This window comes from Sphingomonas oleivorans (assembly GCF_003050615.1).
GTDB classification, from domain to species: Bacteria; Pseudomonadota; Alphaproteobacteria; order Sphingomonadales; family Sphingomonadaceae; genus Sphingomonas_H; species Sphingomonas_H oleivorans.
Map to the genome: position 1 here is coordinate 47,965 of NZ_NWBU01000018.1, position 22,532 is coordinate 70,496.

The following is a 22,532-nucleotide window of genomic DNA, read 5'->3' on the forward strand; positions in this document are numbered from 1 at the left end:
CTTTCAATTCGGGCCGAAATGGCATAGGCGCGCAGGCGCAATGTCTCATATCGTCACCAACGGCCGGAAGGCGGTCGTGCTGCTGTCGGGCGGGCTCGATTCGATGGTCGCGGCCGGCCTCGCGCGCGAGGCGGGCTATGGCCTGCTCGCGCTCACGATCAACTATAATCAGCGCCATGCCGTCGAGCTGGCGTCCGCCGCGCGCATTGCCGAGGCGCTGGGGGTGGAGCGGCACATCGTGCTGCCGCTCGACCTCACTCTGTTCGGCGGATCGGCGCTGACGTCCGACATGGCGGTCCCCAAGGAGGGCCTGACCCCCGGCATCCCGACCACCTATGTGCCTGCGCGCAACACCATCTTCCTCTCGCTCACTTTGGGCTTCGCCGAGGCGAGCGGCGCGCGCGATCTGTTCATCGGCGTCAATGCGCTCGATTATTCGGGCTATCCCGATTGCCGGCCCGAATTCATCGCCGCTTTCCAGGCCATGGCCGATCTCGCCACCAAGGCGGGGGTGGAGGGCAATGGCTTCACCGTTCACACGCCGCTCCAATATATGAGCAAGGCGGATATCGCGCGCGAGGCGGACCGGCTGGGGCTGGATGCGGGGATGAGCTGGTCCTGCTATGATCCGGCGGACGGGCTCCATTGCGGGCGCTGCGATAGCTGCCGGCTGCGTTCGCGGGGCTATAAGGAGGCTGGGCTTCCCGATCCGACGCGCTATGCGGTGCGGCCGGAGGAGGCGGCCTGATGGCCGGCTATGCCGTCAAGGAAATGTTCCTGACGTTGCAGGGCGAAGGATTGCAGATCGGGCGGCGCGCCGTCTTCCTGCGATTCGCCGGCTGCAATCTCTGGTCCGGCCGCGAGCAGGACCGGGCGACGGCGCAATGCACCTTCTGCGACACGGATTTCGTCGGCACGGACGGCGACAATGGCGGCCGCTATCCCGACGCCGCTGCGCTGGCGAAGAAGGCCGCCGCGCTGTGGGGCGAGCGGCTGGAGGACGAGGCGGGTCATGCGCTGATCGTGCTGACGGGGGGCGAGCCGCTGCTCCAGCTCGATGCGCCGCTGATCGATGCGCTGAAGGCGCGCGGCTTTCGCATCGCGATCGAGACCAACGGCACCATCGCGGCGCCCGAGGGGATCGACTGGATCTGCGTCAGCCCCAAAAGGGGCACGGAGATCGTCCAGCGCAGCGGCAATGAGCTGAAGATGGTCTGGCCGCAGCCGGGGCTCGATTTCAGGGCGATGGAAGCATGGAATTTCGACCATTTCCTCGTCCAGCCGATGGACGGCCCTGCGCTTCAAGCCACGCAGGAGGCGTGCATCGATTTCGTCCTGCGCCATCCGCGCTGGCGGCTCTCGATCCAGAGCCATAAGCTGATCGGCGTGCGCTGAAGGCTGGCCCAGCCCTTGGGGTTGTGGGCCGGAGCCTCAGGCGGCCGGCCGGCAGCGCTTCACCAGCCGGTTCTTCTTGTCCCAGCATGTGGGGTCGAGCGGCAGCAGGTTGGTCCGGGCGGCAAGCTCGCGATCGACGAAGAACAGGTCGCGCCGGGGGACCAGGCTGTTGCGGAACTCGCGCATGCGGGTGATGGCCGTCTCGTGGAACTTGCCCTTCGGCCGGGACAGGCCGTCGCGGCCGAGCTCGCCCGCCACTTCGCAGAAGCCGCGCTGGGCATGGAGCGTCGAGAAGCTGTTATAGGTCTTGGTGGTGTATTGATCGAGCGCCACCTGCCAGCCCTTGGGCGTGGTGCGCTTGAAATAGCCGGTGATCGCCCCATAGGCGTCGTTCAGCTCGCGCGCATGCTGGCTGAGCAGATTATTATAATTGCGCACCGTCATCAGCGCGGGCGCGAACTGGCATTGGAGCGCCGCGACATTGAGCCCGGCGCGCAGATTCCACAGCAGCCCCGCCTGCACCTCCTTGGGCGTCGCGCCCGGCATGGGGAGCGCTATTCCCGGCTCGTCGCCCCGTACGGGCGCGCCGGCGAAATTGGGCCGGGACCAGAAGAGATAGGCTGACGCCTGCTCCGCGAAACCAGCGGTCGCAACCCCGGCCAGCGCAATCAAACCCAGCAGGCGATGCGATCGAAACGCCATCAACGTACCTCCCCATATTGTCCTACCGAATAGTCTCCCGACGTGCCGAAGACAAAGAGAAAAAACCCTGATATCCTAGCAGGATGCGGTGGCCCGGGCAGGACATTCGCCGCAAGGAGCGGCGGATCGGGCGGAGGGCTTCCGACGGAATGGAAAAGGGCCGTCCGGTCGCCCGGACGGCCCTTCCTGTGTGGGGTGTTTTTCCCCGCGGAAAATCACATGGCGTTGGAGGCGTTGTCCATTTCGTCCATGTCATTGCCCATGTCGACGGCGGTCATGTCGTTCATGGAGCCTTCCATCGGCGCCATCGCGTTCATGTCGGTCATCGCCGTATTGTCCGTGGTGTTCGCGGTTTCGGGGGTGCCGCCGCACGCCGAAACCATCAGCGCCGCGCCGGCGACCAGAGAAACAGCCGTCAGCTTCTTGAAAAGGTCACGCATGTCCAGACTCCCTAGATATCGATTTGGACCGGGTTGTGGCCCTTATTTCCCAAATCACCATGGAACTTAGCAGAAAGCTCCAATGCCTCAAGAGTTCACCGCACTGCACAAAGAGCGTCCAGAAACGCGTTAAAATGTTGATATAGAACAGAATCCACGGCGGCCATGTCTTGCGTCCGGCCGAGCCGGGCGAGGCTGGTGACCGGATATTGAGAAAGGCCACAGGGTATAATTCCCGAAAAATGGCTCAGATCGGGATCGACGTTGAGCGCGAAGCCGTGGAGCGTCACCCATTTTCGCACGCGCACGCCGATCGCCCCGATCTTGGCCTCGCGGCCATCGGCCTCGTCCACCCAAATGCCGATCCGGCCCGGTGCCTGGCGCGCGGACACGCCGAGATCGGCGAGCGTATCGATCAGCCATTGTTCCAGCGAGGCGACGAAACGGCGCACGTCGCGCCCCCGCCGATCGAGATCGAGCAGCAGATAGCCGACGCGCTGGCCGGGGCCATGATAGGTGTACCGCCCGCCGCGCCCCGTGGGATAGACCGGGAAACGATCGGGCAGCAGCAGCTCCTCAGCCGCGGCGCTGGTGCCGGCGGTGTAGAGCGGCGGATGTTCGAGCAGCCAAACCAGCTCCGGCGCGCCTTCCTCGCGGATGGCAAGCGCGCGCGCCTCCATCGCGGCCAGCGCTTCGGGATAGGGGACGGGGGCGGGCGAGACGCGCCATTCGATTTCGTCTGCGGACATGAAGCGCGATGTGCGGCGGAGCGCAGGCGGTTGCAAGATGGGGGCGTTGCGTCCCGGCGCCGCCACGGGCAATAAGCCGCCTCGACAGGAGACGGTGAGTGGTAAGGCTTTCGATCGGAGACGCAATGCAATGGTCGCAGGCGTTCGCGAAGCGCGAATGGCGGCTGGTGCTGCCCGTCGCGCTGGCGTTCATCGGCCTGCCCGCCATGGTTTTCCAGCTCAGCATGCCGGCCGAGGCGATGCAGCCTGGTGCCGCAATGGCATTCCGGCCCTGGATGCTCTGGATCCTGCCGGTGATGCTGATCAACATCATAGGTGGCCTTGCGATCAGCGCGATGGCGCTGATTCCCAATATCAGCGTGGCCGAGGCGCTGCGCATCGCCGCCGCGCGGCTATGGGTGGTGCTGGCGGCGACGCTGCTGGCGGGCTTCGTCGCGATCGTGGCGATCAGCCTCGCCTCGCTGCTGGCGGCCTTTCTGGCGCTGATCTTCGGTGCGGCCCCGACGGCATTGTCGCCGCTGGTCACGCTGCTGATGTTCGGCGGGCTCAGCTATATCGTGGTGCGCCTGGTGCTGCTCACGCCGCTGGTGGTGGATCGGCCGCTGGGCCCGCTCGCGGCGCTGCGCGAAAGCTTCATGCTCGCCAAGGGGCATTTCTGGCGGCTGCTGGGAATGCTGCTGCTGATGATGATTGTGGCCATCCTGCTGCTGTTCGCGGTGCAGTCGGTGACGGGGCTGATCGCCTTCCTGCTTGGCCGGGGCCTCGGGGCCGGCCAACTCGGCATGGCGATCGTCGCCCTTTCGTCCGCACTGCTCAATGCCGTGATCAGCGCGGCCTTCTACATCATCCTCGCGGCGGTCTACCGTCAGCTCGCCGGATCGAGCAGCGGGATCTGAGGCGCGGTGTCGCGCGGCAGCAGGCCGATCAGGCGCGGATCGGGGAAGGTCTCGATCGCCCGATCATAAGGGGTGAAGCCCTGCGCGCGATAGAAGTTGAGCGCGGACGGATGATCGAGCGTGCAGGTATGCACCCAGACGCGCTCTATGCCCTTGCGCCAGGCCTGTGCCAGCGCATGGCCCATCAGCCAGCGGCCATGGCCCTGGCCGGCCAGTTCCGGCACCAGCCCGAAATAGGCAAGCTCGCACAGGCCTGGCTGGCGAAAGTCCAGCTCCAGCATGCCGAGCTCGATTCCCTGCCGGTCTACCACCACCGAAAGCTCGACCGCCGGATCGTCGAGAATGGCGGACAGGGTGGCGTCATCCATCGCCAGCCGCGAAAACCACAGCCAGGGCGCGCCGACCCGGCGGAACAATGCGCGATAGCGATCGAGCTTCGGCGCGAGCCAGCGCACGAGGCTGAGCGGCGAGGCGGGCAGGGCGCGCGGGCGCGGCGGGCTCGTCATTTCGAGCGAAGTGACGATCGTGGCGATCTCGCCGGCGGCTACGGGCTGAAGGGGCATGATCTGGCTGTTACCGTTCAAACGAGGCAGTGGGTGAAGGTCGGTGCGGCGATTGGCGACGGGGCTTTCATTCCCATGTCGCCACCGGAGGCAGGCTCATCAATATCGCATCGACATTGCCGCCGGTCTTGAGCCCGAACAGCGTGCCGCGATCATAGACGAGGTTGAATTCGGCATAGCGGCCGCGCCAGGCGAGCATCCGCGCCCGATCCGCCTCGGTCGCATGATCGTTCATCCGGCGGCGCACGATCTTCGGGAAAATATCCAGGAACGCCTCGCCGACCGCGCGGGTGAAGGCGAAATTGGCGGCGAAATCGCCCTCCAGATGATCGTAGAATATGCCGCCCACGCCGCGATGCACCTTGCGGTGGGGAATGTAGAAATAATCGTCCGCCCAGGCCTTGAAGCGCGGATAATGTTCGGGATCGTGCGCGTCGCAGGCGGCCTTCAGCGCGGCATGGAAATCGGCCGTGTCGCGATCATCGGGAATGGGCGGGTTGAGATCCGCCCCGCCGCCGAACCAGCGCTTCGTCGTCACCAGGAAGCGCGTGTTCATATGGACGGCGGGAACATGCGGATTGGCCATGTGCGCGACAAGGCTGATGCCGGTCGCGAAGAAATTGGGATCGCTTTCCGCGCCATGGATGGTGCGGGCGAAATCGGGCGAGAAGGCGCCATGGACGGTGGAGACGTTGACGCCCACTTTTTCGAACACGCGCCCCTTCATCACGGCGCGCACGCCCCCGCCGCCGCCTTCGGCCGCGCCATTATGGTCCTCGCGGTCCCAGGCGACATAGTCGAACCGCGCATCGCTGCCGGCATCATGCTCGATCGCCTCGAAGGCGGCGCAGATGCGCGTGCGCAGCGATTCGAACCATGTCCGTGCCGCCTGCTGTTCCTCGTCCAGCTCAAATATGGTCGAGCTCATGTCGGCCATCCTTCCGTCTGCCGTGTCGCTTCGCCGAGCGCGATGCCCGCCGCGACGGCAATATTCAAGGATCGCAATCCCTCCGCGATCGGAATGCGCACGGTGACGTCCGCCGCCTCATGGACGAAGCCGGGCACGCCGGCGCTTTCCGAGCCGAACAGGAGATGATCGTCGGCGTGGAACGCCATGTCGGGCAGCCGCGTCTCCCCCCGCGTCGTGAACAGGATGATGCGGCCCTGCCGCGCGGCGAGGAAGGCGGCCCAGTCGGCATGACGCGCCACCATCGCGGCCGCCGCATAATCCATGGCGGAACGACGCAGGGCGCGTTCGGAGAAGGGAAAACCGCATGGTTCGATTATGTCCGTGGCCACGCCGAAGCAGGCGCCGAGGCGCAGGATCGTGCCGACATTGCCGGCGATGTCGGGCTGATAAAGGGCAATTCGCATGAAAATCCTTGTGGGGCCGCGCGCTTCGCGGGCCTTTGGCAATGGCTTGCGCGTGCAAATTGCAGTTGGCAAATTCGCTGTTGCAAGGTTATTCACCGGACTAAACTGTCAGGGAACATGACGGATGCGTGATGCCGGGGGGATATGGGAGGGGACGCTCCGCCTTTCGGGTTCGCGTGGGGACACGGGTACCAGCCCAAGGGATGCGAGATGGCAACGCCTGATTATGTTGAAAATCCCACTCAGCAGCCGCCGCTGACCGGCCCGGCCGAGGAGGCCGGAGACGGGGTTCGTCGCCGCGACTTCATCAATATCGCCGCCTTGAGCTTCGCGGGCGTGGGCGCGGCCACGGTGCTGATCCCGCTCGTCAACCAGATGAACCCTTCGGCCGACGTGCTGGCGCTCGCCTCGATCGAGGTGGACCTGTCCAAGATCGCGCCCGGCCAGGCGATCAAGACGATGTGGCGTAAGCAGCCCGTCTTCATCCGCAACCTGACGCCGAAGGAGATAGGGGAGGCCAATGCCGTCCCGCTTTCCGCGCTGCGCGATCCGCAGACGCTGGCCGATCGCACCAAGGAAGGCCATATCAACTGGCTCATCACGCTGGGCGTCTGCACCCATCTCGGTTGCGTGCCGCTCGGCGCGGGCGAGGGCGAGGCCAAGGGTGATTTCGGTGGCTATTTCTGTCCCTGCCATGGATCGCATTACGATACGGCCGCGCGTGTCCGGAAGGGGCCGGCGCCGCTGAACCTTCAGGTTCCCGAATATGCCTTCAAATCCGACACCGTCGTGCAGATCGGCTGAGGTAGACAGAGATGAGCTTTCCCTGGGCTGAGCATTATGCGCCGAAACATCCGCTGACCAAGTGGATCGACAGCCGCCTGCCGCTGCCGCGTCTGGTCTATAATGCGATCGGTGCGGGCTATCCCGTGCCGCGCAACCTCAATTATTTCTGGAATTTCGGCGTGCTGGCGGGCGCCGCGCTCGCCATCCAGATCATCACCGGCATCATATTGGCGATGCATTATGCCGCGCATGGCGACATCGCCTTCCAGTCGGTCGAAAGCATCATGCGCGACGTGAATTCGGGCTGGCTGCTGCGCTATGCGCACGCCAATGGCGCGAGCTTCTTCTTCATCGTCGTCTATCTCCACATCTTCCGCGGCCTTTATTACGGATCCTACAAGGCGCCGCGCGAGATGGTGTGGCTGCTCGGCGTGGTCATCTTCCTGCTGATGATGGCGACCGCCTTCATGGGCTATGTGCTGCCCTGGGGGCAAATGAGCTTCTGGGGCGCGCAGGTGATCACCGGTTTCTTCTCCGCCATCCCCGTGGTGGGCGAGCCGATCCGCGTCTGGTTGCTCGGCGGCTTCGCGCCGGACAATGCCGCGCTCAACCGCTTCTTCTCGCTCCACTATCTGCTGCCGTTCGTGATCGCGGGCGTGGTCGTGCTCCATATCTGGGCGCTGCACATTCCCGGCTCCAACAACCCGACCGGCGTGGATGTGAAGGGGCCGCAGGATACGGTGCCCTTCCATCCTTATTACACCGCCAAGGACGGCTTCGGGTTGGGCGTGTTCCTGACGGCCTTCTCGCTGATGCTGTTTTTCGCGCCCAATGCGCTGGGCCATGCCGACAATTATATCCCGGCCAACCCGCTCTCGACGCCCGCGCATATCGTGCCCGAATGGTATTTCTGGCCCTTCTACGCGATCCTGCGCGCCTTCACCGTCAACTTCTTCTGGATCCCGGCGAAGCTGTGGGGCGTGGTGGCGATGTTCTCGGCGATCGCGCTGCTGTTCGTGCTGCCCTGGCTCGATGCCTCGCCGGTCCGCTCGGCCAATTATCGCCCGCTCTACAGAAAGTTCTTCTGGCTGCTCGTGCTCGACGTGCTGGTGCTCGGCTATTGCGGCGTGATGCCGGCCGAAGAACCCTGGGTGCGCATCAGCCAGTTCGCCGCGGCTTATTATTTCGCCCATTTTCTCATCATCCTGCCGATCGTCTCGCGCGTCGAAAAGCCTTTGCCGCTGCCCAACTCGATCTCCGAATCGGTGTTGCACGGCGAAAAGGCGGAAGCCGCGCCGATCGGCGTGCAGGCCTGAGCTTCAGGGGGAGTTTGGATAGATGGTCGTCCGTTTCGGCGCCTTCCTGATAGGCCTGGTCTTCGTCCTGGCGCTGCTGACCGCCTTCCTCGTGCCGCGCGAGGCGGCGGAGGAAACGGTGGCGCACAAATTCCACCTCCATCCGAAAGCGCTCAAGCTTGCGAGCGACGGCCCGCTCGGCAAGTTCGACCGGCAGCAGCTCCAGCGCGGCTTCCAAGTCTATAAGGAAGTCTGCGCCGCCTGCCATTCGCTGCGCTTCGTGGCGTTCCGCGATCTGGAAGGCATCGGCTTCACCAAGCCGGAGGTGAAGGCGATCGCCAATCAGTGGGCGATCGAGGTTCCCGCGATCAACCCCGACACGGGCGAGGCGACGACGCGCAAGGCGATGCCGTCCGACTATTTCCCGAGCCCCTATGCCAATGAGACCGCCGCGCGCGCCGCGAACAATAATGCGCTGCCGCCGGATCTCTCGCTGATGGCCAAGGCGCGCGAGGGCGGTGCCCCTTATGTCCATTCGCTGCTGACCGGCTATCGCGATCCGCCGGCGGACCTGCCCGCGGATGCGCGCCCGGGACCGAGCCTCTATTACAATCCCTATTTCGCGAACCTGAATATCGCCATGCCGCCGCCGCTCGTCGCCGACGGCCAGGTCAGCTATGCCGACGGCACCAGCGCGAGCGTCGACCAGATGGCGACCGACGTCTCGGCCTTCCTCGTCTGGACGGCGGAGCCCAAGCTGGAGAACCGCCATCGCACGGGTGTCGCGGTCGTCATCTTCCTGATCATCGCGACGACGCTGGCCTATCTTTCCTATCGGAACATCTGGGCCGACCAGAAGCACTGATCGCGCTGATCGGGCATGAACAGGGGGGCGGGGCGGCAAGGCCGTTCCCGCCCTTTCCCTTTCGGGACGGCAAATCAGACGGAAACGGAAAAGATCATGCAGGCATCTCCCATCATCCTCTCGATCGCGATGATCGCGGCGCTCGCGCTCGCGCTCGGCGGCGGCCGGCTGATCGCGACCGCGCAGGATCGGCGCCGCGGCGTGCTGATGCTTGTCGCGGCGGCGGTGATCGTCTTCAATGTGGTGATCTGGGCGATGCCGGTGTGAGGCTCGGCATTTGGGCCATTTTAGAGCGTTTTCACCCGACCGCGCTCAGCCCGAGCGCGGTGATCCAGTCCAGCGGAGAGGATTTTATCCTCGTCCCTGCCTCCGCAGGAGCGATGATAGCTTCGGTAGGGCAGAAAAAGCCCTCTCCCTATGGTGGGGAGAGGGCTTCGAAGCTTCAGCGGTCGCCGGCGAGCCGCATGTCGAGATAATCGTCCACCGATTTCATGAGCTGCGGCATCTCATGCTCGAAGAAATGGTTGGCGCCGGGGATGGTGTCGTGGTGGATGGTGATGTGGCGCTGGGTACGCAGCTTGTCGACCAGCTTCTGCACCGCGGACGGCGTCACCACCTCGTCCGCCTCGCCCTGGATGATGATGCCCGAGGAGGGGCAGGGGGCGAGGAAGGTGAAATCATACATGTTGGCCGGCGGAGCGATCGAGATGAAGCCCTTGATCTCCGGCCGGCGCATGAGAAGCTGCATGCCGATCCAGGCGCCGAAGCTGACGCCCGCGATCCAGGTGGTCTGCGCCTCGGGATGGATCGACTGCACCCAGTCGAGCGCCGAGGCGGCGTCGGACAATTCGCCCACGCCATTGTCGAACGCGCCCTGCGACTTGCCGACGCCGCGGAAATTGAAGCGCAGCGTGGCGAAGCCGCGCCGGACGAACGTCTGGTACAGCGCCTGGACGATGCGGTTGTTCATCGTGCCGCCGGCCTGGGGATGCGGATGGAGGATCATCGCGACCGGAGCGCGGGGCCGGGGCCCAGGATTGAAACGGCCTTCGAGGCGACCTTCGGGGCCGGGGAAGATGACTTCTGGCATCGCACCTGCTGACGGAATGGGTTACGCGCGCGCCGGTTGGCGCTCGCGGGATCGGCAGCCTATATAGAAAGCCGCGCCTTTTGCGCAACTTTGGAGACGCTTTGCTGAACCCACGCCTCTATCTCGATCATGCCGCGACGACGCCCATGCTGCCGGCGGCGCGCGAAGCCATGGCGGATGCGCTCGGCCGCTGGGCCAATCCCTCCTCGCCGCATCGCGAGGGACGCGCGGCGCGCGCCGCGCTGGAGGAGGCGCGCGCGCGGATCGTGGCGGCGCTCGGCTGGCAGGGCGCGCTGATCTTCACCAGCGGAGCGAGCGAGGCGCTGGCGATCGCGCTCGGCCGGGCGAAGGCGGGCGAACGGCGCATTTCGACCGTTGAGCATGATGCGGTGCGCCGCGTCGCGAAGGATGCCGCACCCGTGCCGGTGGGCGCAGACGGGCTGATACTGCTCGGCGATGTGCCGGCGGGCGCGCTCGTCGCGGTGCAGGCGGTCAATAATGAGACGGGAGTGATCCAGCCGCTGGAAGCCATTGCCGGGGCCGTGCGCGCGGCGGGCGGGCTGCTGCTGGCGGACTGCGCCCAGTCGGCGGGCAAGCTGCCGCTGCCGGACGCGGATTTCATCGCGGTTTCGGCGCACAAGCTGGGCGGGCCACCGGGGATCGGCGCGTTGCTGGTGCGCGATCTGGCGACGCTTACGCCCTCCGGCGGGCAGGAGCAGGGCTATCGCGCGGGCACCGAAAATCTGCCGGCCGCGATCGGCTTCGCGGCAGCGCTGGAGGCGCGGGGGGCTCGCGATCATATGGCGGCACTGCGCGACCGGCTCGATGCGGTGATTCGCGCGGGCGGCGGCATGGTCGTGGCGGATGGATCGCCGCGCCTTGCGGAGATCGGCTCCTATCGCATGCCGGGCGTGCCGGCGGCGGCGCAGCTGATCCAGTTCGACGCGGCGGGCATCGCCGTTTCGGCGGGCAGCGCCTGTTCCTCGGGCAGCCTGAAGCCGAGCCATGTCCTCGCCGCCATGGGCTGGGACGAGATGGCGGCACGCGAGGTGGTGCGCGTCAGCTTCGGCGCGAATACGGACATGACGGCCGTCGATCGTTTCGTCGCCGAATGGACGCGCATGGCCGATCGGGCGCGGGCGCGCGCGGCATGATCTATCTCGATTATCAGGCGACGACCCCGCTGGCGCCCGAGGCGCGCGCGGCGATGCTGCCCTTCCTCACTGAGAAGTTCGGCAATCCCCATTCGCCGCACCGCATGGGGCGCGAGGCGGCAGCGGCGGTCGAGGTGGCGGCGGCGCGCGTCTCGGCGGCGCTGGGGCAGGGCCATGAGGCGGGCCGGCTGATCTTCACCTCGGGCGCCACCGAATCGGCCAATTGGGCCATTCAGGGCGCGCTCCGGGGCCGGCGTGGGCGCATCGTCACCATCGCCACCGAACATGCCTGCGTGCTCGATACGGCGCGGGCCGTGGCGGCGTGGGGCGGCGAGCTCATTATCCTGCCGGTCGATGCGGAAGGGCTGGTCGATCTGGAGGCGGCGGCGGCCGCGATCGACGGCGATACGGCGCTGGTCGCCGCGATGCTGGTCAATAATGAGATCGGCGTGATCCAGCCGGTCGAGGCGCTGGCGGCGCTGGCGCATGAAGCGGGCGCGCTCTTCTTCTGCGATGCGGTGCAGGCCTATGGCCGCGTGCCCGTGCCGCTTGATGCCTGCGACATGGTCGCCATCTCCGCGCATAAGGTGCATGGGCCGAAGGGGATCGGCGCGCTGTGGCTGCGCGACGGCATCGATCTGCCGCCCTTGCTGTTCGGCGGCGGGCAGCAGGCGGGCTTGCGCTCGGGAACGCTCTCGCCGGCGCTCTGCGCGGGCTTCGGCGCGGCGGCGGCGCTGCTCGCGGAGCGAGGGCAAGCGGATGCGGCGCATGTCGCCGCGCTCTGGACGCGCGGCTGGGAATTGCTCGGCGAGGGCTGGACGCTCAACGGCAGCCCCGATCGGCGCTATCGCGGCAATCTCAACATATGGCGGGAGGGCGTGGATGCGGCGCGGCTGATCTCCGAACTGCGCGACATCGTCTTTTCGGCGGGATCGGCCTGCGCCAGCGGATCAGGCCGGCTGAGCCATGTGCTGAGCGCATTGGGCCTGAGCGATAGCGCGGCGCGTTCCAGCATCCGGCTGGGCTTCGGCCGCTATACGACGATGGACGAACTGGAACAGGGTCTGGGCGCGATCGCGAAGGCGGCGGCGCGCCAGCGGGAATGGGCATGACGCAAAAGACGATCAGGGTGCGCTTCGTGGCCGCCGACGGCCACGACATAAGGGATGTGACGGCGGGCGAGGGTGATCGGCTGCTCGATGTCGCGCAGGGCGCGGATCAGCCGCTGGAAGGGACGTGCGAGGGGCAGATGGCCTGTTCCACCTGCCATGTGATCGTCGATCCCGCCGATTTCGCGAAGCTGCCCCCGGCGAGCGAGGAGGAGGAGGATCTGCTCGATCTCGCCGCGCATGTGACGCGCACCTCGCGCCTCGCCTGCCAGATCCGGCTGGAAGGGATCGATTCGCTGACGGTGCGCATACCGCCCGATGCGCGCAACATGCAGGGGCGCTGAGCGTCTCCGGCAGCGGGCTGTTGCGCTTCGGCGCAAACTTCCCCATATGCGCCACGGGAGTCGGGCGGACGGTGCCGTCGCCAACCCGGTCAGGTCCGGAAGGAAGCAGCCGCAACGATTTCGTATCGGGTCGTTCCGGCTCCCACCCCTTGCCACAATCCGTTCGCACGCTGCGGTGGCAGGCCATTCGGCCCTGCGGGGCCAGGGCCCCGTTCAGCGGCATGACGCGGCGGCGGCGTTGGTCTAGATAACGGTCCCATGTCCGAATCTTCGACCCCCTATCGCGTGCTCGCGCGCAAATATCGGCCGCAGAAATTTTCCGAGCTGATCGGCCAGGATGCGATGGTCACGACGCTCGGCAATGCGATCAGGCGCGACCGGCTGGCCCATGCCTTCCTGCTGACCGGCGTGCGCGGCGTGGGCAAGACCTCGACCGCGCGGCTGATCGCCAAGGCGCTGAATTGCGTCGGGCCGGACGGGCAGGGCGGGCCGACCATCGCGCCCTGCGGCCAGTGCGAACCCTGCCTCGCCATCGCCGAGGGCCGCCATATCGACGTGGTGGAGATGGACGCCGCCAGCCATACCGGCGTCGACGATATTCGCGAGATTATCGAGGCGGTGCGCTATGCCGCCGTCTCGGCGCGCTACAAGGTCTATATCATCGACGAAGTCCATATGCTCTCCAAGAATGCCTTCAACGCGCTCCTGAAGACGCTGGAGGAGCCGCCGGCGCATGTGAAATTCCTGTTCGCCACGACCGAGGTGAACAAGGTGCCCGTCACCGTCCTGTCGCGCTGTCAGCGCTTCGACCTCCGCCGTATCCCGGCCGAGACGCTCCAGGCGCATTTCGCGGGCGTGGTCGAGGCGGAGGGCGTGGCGGCCGAGCCCGAGGCGCTGGCGCTGATCGCGCGCGCAGCGGAAGGCTCCGCGCGCGACGGCCTTTCGATCCTCGATCAGGCGATCGCCCATGCCGGATTGGCGGATGGCGAGGGCGTGACCGCGGCGCAGGTGCGCGACATGCTGGGCCTTTCCGATCGCGGCGCGATCCGGCGGCTGTTCGGCCATCTGCTGGAAGGCGATGCGCCCGCCGTGCTGGCGGCGGTGCAGCAGCAGCATGATCTGGGCGTGGACCCCTCCGCTCTGTTCCGCGGGCTGCTCGAAACGGCACATGGCGTCACGCGCGCCAAGGCGGGCGGGGCGGAAGATCCGGCGCTGTCCACCGAGGAGCGCGAGGCCTATGCCGAATGGGCGGGTCGGCTCGGCTATGCGACGCTCCATCGCCTGTGGCAGCTGCTGCTCAAGGGACATGGCGAGGTGCAGACGGCGGCGCTGCCGCGCGAGGCGGCGGAGATGGCGCTGCTGCGTATCGTCCATGCCAGCCAGATGCCCGATCCGGGCGAGCTGATCCGCCGGCTCCAGAGCGGCGAGCCGATGCCCGCCGCGCCCGCATCGCCGCCTCCATCTCCGGTCGCGCCGGCGGAGGAACAGGCGCCGCTCCTCGCTCTGCCTACCGATTTTCCGGCGATGATCGATCTGCTCGATACGAACGGGAAGAAGCTATTGTCGCAGCAGCTTCACGACTATGTCGGGCTGGTGCGCTATGCCCCGCCCGAGCTGGTGATCCGCCCGCAAAAGCCGATGTCGGGGGATTTCACGCGCGATCTCGCCGTCGCGCTCAAGATGATCACGGGGGCGCAATGGGAGGTCTCGATCGGCGACGGGCCGGCCGAGCCCAGCCTGCTCGATCAGCAGAAGGCTGCGGAAATCGCGGCGCGCGACGCTATATTGGCATCGCCCGTCGTGAAGGCGGCGTTCGAGGCCTTTCCGGAGGCCGAGCTGATCGACTACAGCCGGCCAGAAGCAAGGAGTGCCACGTCATGAACAGTATCGAGGACATGCTGAAGGCGGCGCAGGAAGCCGCGCAGAATATCCAGGCGCAGATGGCCGACGCGCAGGCCGGGCTCGACAAGATCGAGGTCGAGGGGGCTGCCGGCGGCGGTCTGGTGAAGATCCGCGCCACCGCCAAGGGCCGCATCCTGGGCGTCGATATCGACGATTCGCTGCTCAACGTCTCCGAAAAGCAGATGCTGGAGGATCTGATCGCCGCCGCCCTCAACGATGCGCGTACCAAGGCGGATGCGGCGGGCAATGCGGAAATGAGCAAGATGACGGCGGGGCTGCCGCTGCCGCCGGGCTTCAAGTTGCCCTTCTGAGGCCTATCGTCGATGGCCGAAGAATTTGTCAGGCATCGCCAGCCATGGAAATCGGATGAGGTGGCCAAGCTGCGCCGCCTCGCCGAAAAAGGCATGGCGCTGAAGGCCATAGCCAAGGCGCTGACGCGCAGCGAGGAATCGGTGAAGGATCGGGCGAAGATCGACCGGATCAATATCGCCAAGCTGCGCTGATCGTCCTGGCTTATCGCAGGCAGGCGTCCATCGCGCCCCGGCGGACGACGCCGATGCGGCTGGCGATGCTGTTGCCATAGCGGCGGGTGAAGCCCCTGGGCGCGACTGCGCCGCGTTTTTTCGGAAGCGGCAGGACGGCGGCGATGCGGGCGGCCTCGGTGGTCGAAAGCCGCGAGGCATCATGGTGGAAATAGCGCATCGCGCCGGCATTGGCGCCATAGGTGGCGATGCCCGTCTCGGCGATGTTGAGATAGACTTCCATGATCCGCTGCTTGGGCCAGATCGCCTCGATCAGCACGGTGAACCAGGCTTCCAGCCCCTTGCGGAAATAGCCGCCGCCCTGCCAGAGAAAGGCGTTCTTGGCGGTCTGCTGGCTGATCGTCGATCCGCCGCGGATGCGCTTGTTGCCCTTGGCGTTGCTCAGATAGGCATCGCGGATCGCGCCGAATTCGAAGCCGTTATGCGTGCAGAAATTCCAGTCCTCCGCGCCGATCGCGGCGCGCGCCATGTCGGGATCCATTTCCGACAGGCTCATCCAGTCCTTCGATATCTCCCGCCCGCCGGCGAGATCGCCGATCATGGTGAAGGTGATGGGCGGCGGGACGAAGCGGTAGAGCAGAACCCATAGTGCCGAGCCCGCGACGAAGAAGATGATCGCGCGGCCGAAGAACCAGCCGATGCGATAGGCGGGTGAGCGGCGGGTGCCTTTTTTCTTGCGGAGGGGTTTGTTGAGGGTGGTCGCCATGATCGGCTTGGATAGCCGGGCTTTTTCGCGCCGTCATCCCTCGGCGGAATGATCTTTGCTTCCGGCCGTTGGGGCGGCTTCCATTCGCGCCGAACAAGCTCGTCATTCCCGCGTGGGCGGAAATGACGAGGGGATGACGGATCGTTCCGTTCGGCTCAGGTCAGCGAGGGGAGCAGCCGCTTCTCGCCCGCGATGCGCATCATCGCCTTTTGCAGCTTGTCGAAGGCGCGGACCTCGATCTGGCGGACGCGCTCGCGCGACACGCCATAGACCTGGCTCAACTCCTCGAGCGTCTTGGGATCCTCCGCCAGGCGGCGCTCGGCGAGGATATGCTTCTCGCGATCGTTGAGCGCGTTCATCGCCTCCAGCAGCATGCCGTGGCGCACGTCGCGCTCCTCCGATTCGGCGAGGCGCTCGTCCTGCAGCGGATCGGTATCGACCAGCCAGTCCTGCCACTGGCCCTCGCCATCCTCGCGCACCGCGACGTTGAGCGAGGTATCGCCCCCCATCGCCATGCGGCGGTTCATGGTGGTCACTTCCTCCTCGCTCACGCCGAGGTCGGTCGCGATCTTCTTGAGGTCCTCGGGACGCAGGTCGCCATCCTCGAACGCGTCGAGCTTGGATTTCATCCGCCGCAGGTTGAAGAACAGCTTCTTCTGCGCGGCGGTGGTGCCCATCTTCACCAGGCTCCACGAACGCAGAATATATTCCTGGATCGAGGCGCGGATCCACCACATCGCATAGGTGGCGAGGCGGAAGCCGCGATCGGGCTCGAATTTCTTCACGCCCTGCATCAGGCCGATATTGCCTTCGGAGATGAGCTCCGACGTGGGCAGGCCATAGCCGCGATAGCCCATCGCGATCTTCGCCACGAGGCGCAGATGCGAGGTGACCAGGCGCGCCGCCGCATCAGGATCCTGATGTTCCTGAAAGCGCTTCGCCAGCATATATTCCTCCTCCGGTGTCAGGAGGGGGAACTTCCGGATCTCGGCGAGATAGCGGTTGAGACCCTGCTCGCCGCCGAGTGCGGGAACCGTCGCCGGGACGTTCTTGCCGCTTGCCATGATCATATACTCCCTGGTCAGAAGACCTTTGATACGGACCCGAATCTTTCCGTAGTCCAGTCGTCATTCATACTATCGTAATTTCGGTTAACAGTTGCTGCATATCTGCCGGAATCTTGCTATCGAACGCTAAAGCGTGGCTTGTCACCGGATGGACAAAGCCGAGATGCGCCGCATGAAGGGCCTGCCGGCGGAAATCCAAACGGCCCAGCCGCTCGCGATGTTCCTTGGACGGGCGCGAATAGACCGGATCGCCGAGCAGCGGATGGCCGAGCGAGGCCATGTGCACGCGCACCTGATGCGTCCGCCCCGTTTCCAGGCGGCATTCGATCAGCGCCGCATGATCGAGAGGCTCCAGCGTGCGATAATGGGTGACGGCGCGCTTGCCGCGGCCTTCCTCGACGATCGCCATCTTCTGCCGGTTCGTGCTCGATCGGCCAAGCGGCGCATCGACCGTGCCCGAGGCCGGGCGCGGCCGGCCGGAGACGATCGCCAGATAGCGGCGCTCGATGCTGTGCCGGGCGAATTGCGCGGCGAGGCCGACATGCGCGGGATCGGTCTTGGCTGCGACCATCAGCCCCGACGTGTCCTTGTCGATGCGATGGACGATGCCCGGCCGCTCGACCCCGCCAATGCCCGAGAGCGAGCCCGCGCAATGGTGCAGCAGCGCATTGACCAGCGTTCCGTCCGCATTGCCCGCGGCGGGATGGACGACCAGCCCGGCGGGCTTGTCGACCACGATCAGATGCTCATCCTCATAAACGACGGTGAGCGGGATTTCCTGCGCCACATTATGCGCCGGCGCCGGGTTCGGGATCGTAACGTCGAAGGCGCTGCCGGGCGCCACCTTCACCGCCGGATCGCGCACCACGCCGCCCGTATCGGTGATGACATTGCCGGAGGAGATGAGCGCCTTCAGCCGTTCGCGCGAAAGCGTGGGAAGCGCGCAGGCCAGCGCGCGGTCCAGGCGCCAGCCGGCCGCTTCCTGCGGTACTACCGCTCTTTGTATCGACACCCCCACGTCCATGTCCTAGCGATATGGGAATGGCCGTCCGGATATCAAGCAGCCTGCTCGGGCAAATAGTGGACGAGGCACGGGAAAATCCGGCGCGCGAGGTATGCGGCCTGTTGTTCGGCCGATGCGACCGGATCGAGGCGGCGGCGTCCGCCGCCAATGTCGCCGCCCATCCCGCCGACAGTTTCGAGATCGATCCGCAGGCGCTGTTCGCGGCGATCCGCGCGGAGCGGGGCGGGGGGCCGCGCCTGATCGGCCATTACCATTCCCATCCGAATGGCAGCGCCCGCCCGTCCGCGCGCGACGCAGCGGCAGCGGAGCCCGGCCGCTACTGGCTGATCGTCGGCGGGGAGGAGGCGCTGCTATGGCGGGCGGAGGCGGACGGGGCAGGCGGCATAAGCTTCCGGCCGATGGCGCTGCGGCCGGAATAGGGTTTTCGTCGCGGGGCGAGAGAGGGTCGATGGGACAGGTCGGCCCGGATGTGCGTCGAAGGGGATAAGGGCGGTTGCGCTCGGCTTCGCGGATCGTCAGAAGGGCCGCCCTTTCCGACCCTATATGCCTTCCGAGGATCGCCCAATATGACCGACATGTCGGTGGAGTTCGCCAGCCTGCTCTGTTCGCGCCTGTGTCATGACCTGCTGAGCCCGGTCGGCGCGATCAGCAACGGGATCGAGCTTCTGACCGATGAGGACGATCCCGCCATGCGCGAGCGCGTGCTGGAGCTGCTGGCGGAAAGCGTGCGCGTCTCGACCGCCAAGCTCAAATTCTTCCGGCTCGCATTCGGCGCGGCGAGCGGCTTCGACGAGGCGGTGCCCGCGCGCGATGCCGAGGAGGCGATTCAGGGGCTGTTCGGCGGAGATGACCGTATCCAGCTCGGCTGGATGGTGGCCGAACCGACGCTCCCCAAGGGCCAGCTCAAGATATTGCTCAACCTTGCGCTGATCGCCGGCGACGCGCTGGTGCGCGGCGGGCGGCTCGATATCGGCGCGGAAGGCGGCGAGGTCGTCGTCCGCGCGGAAGGGCCGCGCCTGGCCTTCGCGCCCGAGCTGCGCCAGGCGCTGCTGGGCGAGATGGGGGAGGCGGAACTCTCCCCGCGCACGGCGGCGGCATGGCTGGTCCATAATCTGGCCGCCGGGCAGGGAGGCAGCGTCATTGTCTCGGACGGCGAACCGGGCGTGCTGTTGCTGGGCGCCGCGCTTCCCCGATCCTGAGTTGCGGGGCGAGGTAAACCAAGCCTTTACCCTTGGCGTGCGATCGCGGCTCCGTACCGGAAGCGGAATGGGGCCCGATGGACGACCTGCTGGGTGAATTCATTGCCGAGACGCGCGAGACGCTCGATGCGCTGGCGGGCGAGGTCGTCGCCTGGGAAGCCGCACCCGAAGACCGTGCCCGGCTCGATGCCATTTTCCGGTTCGTCCATACGGTGAAGGGAAGTTGCGGCTTCCTCGATCTCCCCCGGCTCGAACGGCTGAGCCATGCCGCGGAAGATGCGCTCGCCGATGTGCGCGCGGATCGCCGCAAGCCCGATGCCGCGCTGGTGAGCGCGGTGCTCGCGGTGATCGATCGGATCGGCGAGCTGACCGACGCGATCGAAACCGGCGAATCGCTGTCCGACGGCGAGGATGCGATGCTGATCGCGGCGCTCGCCCCGGGGGCTGGCGATGCGCGCGCCGTAACGCTCGCGGCCTCCTCGCCCAGCGCCGGGCCGCGCGCCGTTTCGCGCAGCATCCGCCTGCCCGTGGAACTGCTCGATCGGATGATGGCCGGCGTTTCGGACATGGTGCTCGCGCGCAACGAACTGGCCCGCAGCCTGCGCGACGGAGAGGGCGGAGATGGCGGGCTGGGCATAGAGGCGGCGTTCGAGCGGCTGTCCCAGTGCATCGGCGAGATGCGCGACGCGATCAGCCGCACGCGCATGGCGCGGATCGACACGCTCTTTTCCGCCCTGCCGCGTCTGGTGCGCGATCTTTCCGCCGATCTGGGCAAGCTCGTCTGCCTGGAGGTGGAGGGCGGCGATGTGGAGCTCGATCGCGAGATGATCGAGATGATCCGCGATCCCTTGACCCATATCGTCCGCAACGCGATCGACCATGGCATAGAAAGCCCGGAGGAGCGCAAGCGCGCCGGAAAACCGCCTGTTGGCCGGCTGCGCATCTCCGCGCGCCAGGCGGGCAACCAGATATTGATCGACGCGATCGACGACGGGCGCGGTATCGATGGCGACCGGCTGGTGCAGAAGGCGATCGACGCGGGGCTTGTCGGCGCCGATCAGGCCGCTTCGATGAGCTGGTCGCGCAAGCTGGACCTGATCTTCACCGCCGGCCTTTCCACCGCGCGCGAGGTGAGCGCCATTTCCGGGCGCGGCGTGGGCATGGACGTGGTGCGCGCCAATGTCGAGCGGATCGGCGGACTGGTGGATGTGGACAGCCGCCCGGGCGCCGGCCTGCGCCTCACGCTGCGCGTGCCGCTCACGCTCACCATCATCCCCGCGCTCACCATCAGCCTGGCTGAGACATATTTCGCCATTCCCCGCTCCGCGATCGAGGAGATTGTCCGGCGCGGCGGGCGCGCGGTGCGGATCGACCGGATGGGCGGCGGGCTGGTCGCCAGCATCCGGGGCGAGCGGCTGCCGCTGGTCGATCTCGGCGCGGTGCTGGCGGGCGAGCCCGGCCGGGCGGACGAACGGGCGATATTGGTGGTGCTGAAGGCGGGCGGGGGCGAGCGCTATGTGCTCGGCGTCGACGCCGTCCATGATCATGAGGAACTGGTGGTCAAGCCGGCCGCGCCGGGCGTGATGGCGGCGGGCATCTATGCCGGCGCGACCCTGCCCGACAACAGTCGGCCGATGCTGTTGCTCGACGTGTCCGGCATTGCCGACGCGGCGGGCGTCGCGGCGGGCGAGGAGGCGGCCGATGCGCCGGCGGAGGTGGACGCTGCCGAGGAGGAGCTGCTGCCCGCGCTGCTGTTCCGCGATCTGGACTGCGTCGAGCGGGCGATCGGCCTCGCGCTGGTCGAGCGGATCGAGGATGTGCCCGCCGCCGCCGCGAGCCGATCCGCCGGTCGGATGCGGCTGGCGCATGACGGGCGCATCCTGCCGCTGTTCGGCTGCGGCGCGCCGCTACCGCCGGACTGCATCCGCATCCTGCGCATGAATGACGGCACCACCCAGCTCGCTTATGCGATCGACAGCGTGATCGACATCGTCTCGATCGGCAGCGCACAGGGGATGGCAGCCGAGCCCGGTCCGATCGCGGGCGTGGCGCTGGTCGAAGGACGGCCGGTGGAGCTGCTCGACCCTTATTGGCTGTTCGCGGAAGGCGTGGCGCAGGCGGTATCGCGCGAGACGGGGCCGCTCTGCCTGATCGTCGATGCCTCCGACCCCTGGACGCGGCAGGTGCTGGGGCCGCTCGTCTCCGCCGCCGGCTATCGCGTGGCGTTCCAGGGTGATGAGGGCGGCGCCGAGGCCGATGTCGTGATCGCGACGGGCAGCGCGCCTCCGCCGCTCGGGCTGGCCGTGCCCGTCGTGCGCATCCGTTCCGAGGTGCAGGGACGCGGCGAGGATGATGACAGCATCTATCGCTACGACCGCACCGGCCTGCTCGATGCGCTCCGCTACCGGATCGAGGCGCGCCGCGCATCGGGCAGGAGATATTGATGGAAACGCTGTTCCTGATCGCCAGCATCGCCGGCCAGCGGGTCGCCTTGCCTGCCTATCATGTCGAATCGGTCGTGGAGATGGAATCGGTCACGCCCGTGCCGCTGGTCGTGCCGCATATTGCCGGCCTGTTCGCGCTGCGCAGCCGGGTGCTGACCGTGATCGACAGCCTTGCCGCGCTGGGGCTCGGCCGCACGCCGATCGGCGGGTTGATGCAGGCGGTGATCGTCGGCTGCGACGGCCATCCCTATGCGCTGCTGGTGGAAAGCGTGGAGGATGTGGTGAGGGCGCCGCGGCCGCAGCCGCCCTGTGCGGTGCTGTCGCCCGAATGGGCGCGCGCCGCGCGCGGCATGATCGAGCATGAGGGCGAACCGCTGCTGCTGATCGATCCGGCGGCGCTGGTCGCGGGGCCGCCGGCGATCGCCGCCTGAGCGCAGAAAATCCCGCTCGTTAACGTGCTGATTACCCGCCGTCCCTATGCTGATCGTCTCCGGCGTAGCCTATTATGGGGCGTGTGATGAAAAGCTGTCTGGTGGTCGACGATTCCAAGGTGATCCGCAGGGTCGCGCGGCACATTCTCGAAACGCTCGACTTCACCGTGGCGGAGGCGGGCGATGGCCGCGAGGCCTTGGAACATTGCACCGTCTCGACGCCCGACGTGGTGCTGCTCGACTGGAACATGCCGGTGATGAGCGGGATCGAATTTCTCCGCGCGCTCGGCACGACGCCGCTGCCGCGCCGGCCCAAAGTGGTGTTCTGCACCACGGAAAACAGCGCGGGCCATATCCGCGCGGCGATCGATGCCGGCGCGGACGAATATGTGATGAAGCCCTTCGATCGCGAGACGCTGGAAAGCAAGATGCAGATTATGGGCCTCGCCTGAGCC

The 22,532-nt window shown here is 66.6% G+C and carries 28 protein-coding genes and 1 other RNA gene; 19 read left to right on the plus strand and 10 right to left on the minus strand.

Features of this window, described 5'->3' with window-relative positions; translation table 11 throughout:
- Positions 1-40 precede the first annotated feature (40 nt).
- Positions 41-748, plus strand: coding sequence for a 7-cyano-7-deazaguanine synthase QueC (gene queC, locus CLG96_RS17530; RefSeq protein WP_107969992.1), 708 nt, complete (start codon positions 41-43; stop codon positions 746-748).
- Positions 748-1,395, plus strand: a complete 648-nt coding sequence (queE, locus tag CLG96_RS17535) for a 7-carboxy-7-deazaguanine synthase (protein WP_107969994.1) — start codon at positions 748-750, stop codon at positions 1,393-1,395. Before queC ends, queE begins: the two co-directional genes overlap by 1 nt.
- A gap of 36 nt (positions 1,396-1,431) precedes the next feature.
- Here queE and CLG96_RS17540 read toward each other — a convergent pair whose 3' ends face one another.
- From CLG96_RS17540 to lipB, 3 genes are all read right to left on the minus strand, one after another.
- Positions 1,432-2,097 carry a hypothetical protein gene (locus CLG96_RS17540; RefSeq protein WP_107969996.1) on the minus strand — a complete coding sequence of 222 codons (666 nt, stop codon included), beginning with the start codon at positions 2,095-2,097 and terminating at the stop codon, positions 1,432-1,434.
- A 215-nt stretch (positions 2,098-2,312) separates the two neighbouring features.
- On the minus strand, positions 2,313-2,537 hold the full coding sequence (locus CLG96_RS17545; protein ID WP_107969998.1) for a hypothetical protein: 225 nt from the start codon (positions 2,535-2,537) through the stop codon (positions 2,313-2,315).
- A 95-nt stretch (positions 2,538-2,632) separates the two neighbouring features.
- Positions 2,633-3,286, minus strand: coding sequence for a lipoyl(octanoyl) transferase LipB (gene lipB / locus CLG96_RS17550; RefSeq protein WP_107970000.1), 654 nt, complete (start codon positions 3,284-3,286; stop codon positions 2,633-2,635).
- A 98-nt stretch (positions 3,287-3,384) separates the two neighbouring features.
- Here lipB and CLG96_RS17555 point away from each other — a divergent pair, with 98 nt between their 5' ends.
- Entirely contained in the window at positions 3,385-4,182 is a 798-nt protein-coding gene (locus CLG96_RS17555; RefSeq protein ID WP_133175419.1) for a hypothetical protein, read from the plus strand.
- On the opposite strand, the gene CLG96_RS17560 is transcribed toward CLG96_RS17555, so the two are convergent.
- From CLG96_RS17560 to CLG96_RS17570, 3 genes are all read right to left on the minus strand, one after another.
- Entirely contained in the window at positions 4,152-4,745 is a 594-nt protein-coding gene (locus tag CLG96_RS17560) for a GNAT family N-acetyltransferase (RefSeq protein WP_107970004.1), read from the minus strand. The two genes, CLG96_RS17555 and CLG96_RS17560, sit on opposite strands and share 31 nt — an antisense overlap.
- Before the next feature lie 67 nt (positions 4,746-4,812).
- Positions 4,813-5,673, minus strand: coding sequence for an oxygen-dependent coproporphyrinogen oxidase (gene hemF / locus CLG96_RS17565; RefSeq protein WP_207796746.1), 861 nt, complete (start codon positions 5,671-5,673; stop codon positions 4,813-4,815).
- Positions 5,670-6,119, minus strand: coding sequence for a tRNA (cytidine(34)-2'-O)-methyltransferase (locus CLG96_RS17570; protein ID WP_107970006.1), 450 nt, complete (start codon positions 6,117-6,119; stop codon positions 5,670-5,672). Before CLG96_RS17570 ends, hemF begins: the two co-directional genes overlap by 4 nt.
- Before the next feature lie 210 nt (positions 6,120-6,329).
- Between CLG96_RS17570 and petA the strand changes: the two genes are divergently transcribed.
- From petA to CLG96_RS18875, 4 genes are all read left to right on the plus strand, one after another.
- On the plus strand, positions 6,330-6,923 hold the full coding sequence (gene petA / locus CLG96_RS17575; protein ID WP_107970008.1) for a ubiquinol-cytochrome c reductase iron-sulfur subunit: 594 nt from the start codon (positions 6,330-6,332) through the stop codon (positions 6,921-6,923).
- 11 nt (positions 6,924-6,934) lie between these two features.
- A complete protein-coding gene (locus tag CLG96_RS17580) occupies positions 6,935-8,221 on the plus strand; it encodes a cytochrome b (RefSeq protein ID WP_107970010.1) in 1,287 nt (428 codons plus the stop codon).
- 22 nt (positions 8,222-8,243) lie between these two features.
- The gene (locus CLG96_RS17585; RefSeq protein WP_107970012.1) at positions 8,244-9,065 is read left to right on the plus strand and encodes a cytochrome c1; all 822 of its coding nucleotides are present in this window, start codon (positions 8,244-8,246) and stop codon (positions 9,063-9,065) included.
- 96 nt (positions 9,066-9,161) lie between these two features.
- Entirely contained in the window at positions 9,162-9,332 is a 171-nt protein-coding gene (locus CLG96_RS18875) for a hypothetical protein (protein WP_165799697.1), read from the plus strand.
- Between the two features lie 175 nt (positions 9,333-9,507).
- Here the strand turns inward: CLG96_RS18875 and CLG96_RS17590 are convergent, their stop codons facing one another.
- Positions 9,508-10,155 carry an alpha/beta hydrolase gene (locus CLG96_RS17590; RefSeq protein ID WP_107970014.1) on the minus strand — a complete coding sequence of 216 codons (648 nt, stop codon included), beginning with the start codon at positions 10,153-10,155 and terminating at the stop codon, positions 9,508-9,510.
- Between the two features lie 101 nt (positions 10,156-10,256).
- Here CLG96_RS17590 and CLG96_RS17595 point away from each other — a divergent pair, with 101 nt between their 5' ends.
- From CLG96_RS17595 to CLG96_RS17625, 7 genes are all read left to right on the plus strand, one after another.
- Positions 10,257-11,309: a cysteine desulfurase family protein gene (locus CLG96_RS17595; RefSeq protein WP_107970016.1), complete on the plus strand. Its 1,053-nt coding sequence runs from the start codon at positions 10,257-10,259 to the stop codon at positions 11,307-11,309.
- On the plus strand, positions 11,267-12,421 hold the full coding sequence (locus CLG96_RS17600) for a cysteine desulfurase family protein (RefSeq protein ID WP_107970018.1): 1,155 nt from the start codon (positions 11,267-11,269) through the stop codon (positions 12,419-12,421). The genes CLG96_RS17595 and CLG96_RS17600 overlap by 43 nt, the downstream gene beginning before the upstream one ends.
- Complete coding sequence (locus CLG96_RS17605) at positions 12,418-12,762, plus strand: 2Fe-2S iron-sulfur cluster-binding protein (RefSeq protein WP_107970295.1); 345 nt, start codon at positions 12,418-12,420, stop codon at positions 12,760-12,762. Before CLG96_RS17600 ends, CLG96_RS17605 begins: the two co-directional genes overlap by 4 nt.
- Positions 12,763-12,814: 52 nt before the next feature.
- Positions 12,815-12,912: signal recognition particle sRNA small type (gene ffs, locus CLG96_RS17610), an RNA gene on the plus strand.
- A gap of 108 nt (positions 12,913-13,020) precedes the next feature.
- Positions 13,021-14,643: a DNA polymerase III subunit gamma/tau gene (locus tag CLG96_RS17615; RefSeq protein WP_107970020.1), complete on the plus strand. Its 1,623-nt coding sequence runs from the start codon at positions 13,021-13,023 to the stop codon at positions 14,641-14,643.
- Entirely contained in the window at positions 14,640-14,975 is a 336-nt protein-coding gene (locus tag CLG96_RS17620) for a YbaB/EbfC family nucleoid-associated protein (protein ID WP_107970022.1), read from the plus strand. The genes CLG96_RS17615 and CLG96_RS17620 overlap by 4 nt, the downstream gene beginning before the upstream one ends.
- A gap of 12 nt (positions 14,976-14,987) precedes the next feature.
- Positions 14,988-15,167, plus strand: coding sequence for a hypothetical protein (locus CLG96_RS17625; RefSeq protein WP_107970024.1), 180 nt, complete (start codon positions 14,988-14,990; stop codon positions 15,165-15,167).
- Between the two features lie 10 nt (positions 15,168-15,177).
- On the opposite strand, the gene mtgA is transcribed toward CLG96_RS17625, so the two are convergent.
- The 3 genes from mtgA to CLG96_RS17640 all read right to left on the minus strand — a co-directional run bounded on the left by mtgA (position 15,178) and on the right by CLG96_RS17640 (position 18,003).
- A complete protein-coding gene (mtgA, locus tag CLG96_RS17630) occupies positions 15,178-15,912 on the minus strand; it encodes a monofunctional biosynthetic peptidoglycan transglycosylase (RefSeq protein ID WP_107970026.1) in 735 nt (244 codons plus the stop codon).
- Positions 15,913-16,067: 155 nt separating this feature from the next.
- Complete coding sequence (gene rpoH, locus CLG96_RS17635) at positions 16,068-16,976, minus strand: RNA polymerase sigma factor RpoH (RefSeq protein ID WP_107970297.1); 909 nt, start codon at positions 16,974-16,976, stop codon at positions 16,068-16,070.
- 67 nt (positions 16,977-17,043) lie between these two features.
- Complete coding sequence (locus tag CLG96_RS17640) at positions 17,044-18,003, minus strand: RluA family pseudouridine synthase (RefSeq protein WP_107970028.1); 960 nt, start codon at positions 18,001-18,003, stop codon at positions 17,044-17,046.
- A gap of 17 nt (positions 18,004-18,020) precedes the next feature.
- On the opposite strand from CLG96_RS17640, the gene CLG96_RS17645 reads away from it, so the two are divergent.
- The 5 genes from CLG96_RS17645 (at position 18,021) to CLG96_RS17665 (ending at position 22,529) form a co-directional block, all read left to right on the plus strand.
- Positions 18,021-18,422 (plus strand): M67 family metallopeptidase, encoded by a 402-nt coding sequence (locus CLG96_RS17645; RefSeq protein WP_107970030.1) that lies wholly within the window; start codon positions 18,021-18,023, stop codon positions 18,420-18,422.
- 147 nt (positions 18,423-18,569) lie between these two features.
- Positions 18,570-19,202 carry a histidine phosphotransferase family protein gene (locus CLG96_RS17650; protein ID WP_107970032.1) on the plus strand — a complete coding sequence of 211 codons (633 nt, stop codon included), beginning with the start codon at positions 18,570-18,572 and terminating at the stop codon, positions 19,200-19,202.
- Positions 19,203-19,279: 77 nt separating this feature from the next.
- Complete coding sequence (locus CLG96_RS17655) at positions 19,280-21,646, plus strand: chemotaxis protein CheA (RefSeq protein WP_107970034.1); 2,367 nt, start codon at positions 19,280-19,282, stop codon at positions 21,644-21,646.
- Positions 21,646-22,077: a chemotaxis protein CheW gene (locus tag CLG96_RS17660; protein ID WP_107970036.1), complete on the plus strand. Its 432-nt coding sequence runs from the start codon at positions 21,646-21,648 to the stop codon at positions 22,075-22,077. Before CLG96_RS17655 ends, CLG96_RS17660 begins: the two co-directional genes overlap by 1 nt.
- 86 nt (positions 22,078-22,163) lie before the next feature.
- Complete coding sequence (locus tag CLG96_RS17665; RefSeq protein WP_107970038.1) at positions 22,164-22,529, plus strand: response regulator; 366 nt, start codon at positions 22,164-22,166, stop codon at positions 22,527-22,529.
- Positions 22,530-22,532: the final 3 nt, after the last annotated feature.

What these genes read in the sequence shown, in the direction of transcription:
- queC (WP_107969992.1), top strand. Translation starts at nt 41, where the DNA reads ATGTCTCATATCGTCACCAACGGCCGGAAGGCGGTCGTGCTGCTGTCG.
- queE (WP_107969994.1), top strand. Translation starts at nt 748, where the DNA reads ATGGCCGGCTATGCCGTCAAGGAAATGTTCCTGACGTTGCAGGGCGAA.
- CLG96_RS17540 (WP_107969996.1), bottom strand. Translation starts at nt 2,097, where the DNA reads ATGGCGTTTCGATCGCATCGCCTGCTGGGTTTGATTGCGCTGGCCGGG.
- CLG96_RS17545 (WP_107969998.1), bottom strand. Translation starts at nt 2,537, where the DNA reads ATGCGTGACCTTTTCAAGAAGCTGACGGCTGTTTCTCTGGTCGCCGGC.
- lipB (WP_107970000.1), bottom strand. Translation starts at nt 3,286, where the DNA reads ATGTCCGCAGACGAAATCGAATGGCGCGTCTCGCCCGCCCCCGTCCCC.
- CLG96_RS17560 (WP_107970004.1), bottom strand. Translation starts at nt 4,745, where the DNA reads ATGCCCCTTCAGCCCGTAGCCGCCGGCGAGATCGCCACGATCGTCACT.
- hemF (WP_207796746.1), bottom strand. Translation starts at nt 5,673, where the DNA reads ATGAGCTCGACCATATTTGAGCTGGACGAGGAACAGCAGGCGGCACGG.
- CLG96_RS17570 (WP_107970006.1), bottom strand. Translation starts at nt 6,119, where the DNA reads ATGCGAATTGCCCTTTATCAGCCCGACATCGCCGGCAATGTCGGCACG.
- petA (WP_107970008.1), top strand. Translation starts at nt 6,330, where the DNA reads ATGGCAACGCCTGATTATGTTGAAAATCCCACTCAGCAGCCGCCGCTG.
- CLG96_RS17580 (WP_107970010.1), top strand. Translation starts at nt 6,935, where the DNA reads ATGAGCTTTCCCTGGGCTGAGCATTATGCGCCGAAACATCCGCTGACC.
- CLG96_RS17585 (WP_107970012.1), top strand. Translation starts at nt 8,244, where the DNA reads ATGGTCGTCCGTTTCGGCGCCTTCCTGATAGGCCTGGTCTTCGTCCTG.
- CLG96_RS18875 (WP_165799697.1), top strand. Translation starts at nt 9,162, where the DNA reads ATGCAGGCATCTCCCATCATCCTCTCGATCGCGATGATCGCGGCGCTC.
- CLG96_RS17590 (WP_107970014.1), bottom strand. Translation starts at nt 10,155, where the DNA reads ATGCCAGAAGTCATCTTCCCCGGCCCCGAAGGTCGCCTCGAAGGCCGT.
- CLG96_RS17600 (WP_107970018.1), top strand. Translation starts at nt 11,267, where the DNA reads ATGGACGCGCATGGCCGATCGGGCGCGGGCGCGCGCGGCATGATCTAT.
- CLG96_RS17605 (WP_107970295.1), top strand. Translation starts at nt 12,418, where the DNA reads ATGACGCAAAAGACGATCAGGGTGCGCTTCGTGGCCGCCGACGGCCAC.
- CLG96_RS17615 (WP_107970020.1), top strand. Translation starts at nt 13,021, where the DNA reads ATGTCCGAATCTTCGACCCCCTATCGCGTGCTCGCGCGCAAATATCGG.
- CLG96_RS17620 (WP_107970022.1), top strand. Translation starts at nt 14,640, where the DNA reads ATGAACAGTATCGAGGACATGCTGAAGGCGGCGCAGGAAGCCGCGCAG.
- CLG96_RS17625 (WP_107970024.1), top strand. Translation starts at nt 14,988, where the DNA reads ATGGCCGAAGAATTTGTCAGGCATCGCCAGCCATGGAAATCGGATGAG.
- mtgA (WP_107970026.1), bottom strand. Translation starts at nt 15,912, where the DNA reads ATGGCGACCACCCTCAACAAACCCCTCCGCAAGAAAAAAGGCACCCGC.
- rpoH (WP_107970297.1), bottom strand. Translation starts at nt 16,976, where the DNA reads ATGGCAAGCGGCAAGAACGTCCCGGCGACGGTTCCCGCACTCGGCGGC.
- CLG96_RS17640 (WP_107970028.1), bottom strand. Translation starts at nt 18,003, where the DNA reads ATGGACGTGGGGGTGTCGATACAAAGAGCGGTAGTACCGCAGGAAGCG.
- CLG96_RS17645 (WP_107970030.1), top strand. Translation starts at nt 18,021, where the DNA reads ATGGCCGTCCGGATATCAAGCAGCCTGCTCGGGCAAATAGTGGACGAG.
- CLG96_RS17650 (WP_107970032.1), top strand. Translation starts at nt 18,570, where the DNA reads ATGACCGACATGTCGGTGGAGTTCGCCAGCCTGCTCTGTTCGCGCCTG.
- CLG96_RS17655 (WP_107970034.1), top strand. Translation starts at nt 19,280, where the DNA reads ATGGACGACCTGCTGGGTGAATTCATTGCCGAGACGCGCGAGACGCTC.
- CLG96_RS17660 (WP_107970036.1), top strand. Translation starts at nt 21,646, where the DNA reads ATGGAAACGCTGTTCCTGATCGCCAGCATCGCCGGCCAGCGGGTCGCC.
- CLG96_RS17665 (WP_107970038.1), top strand. Translation starts at nt 22,164, where the DNA reads ATGAAAAGCTGTCTGGTGGTCGACGATTCCAAGGTGATCCGCAGGGTC.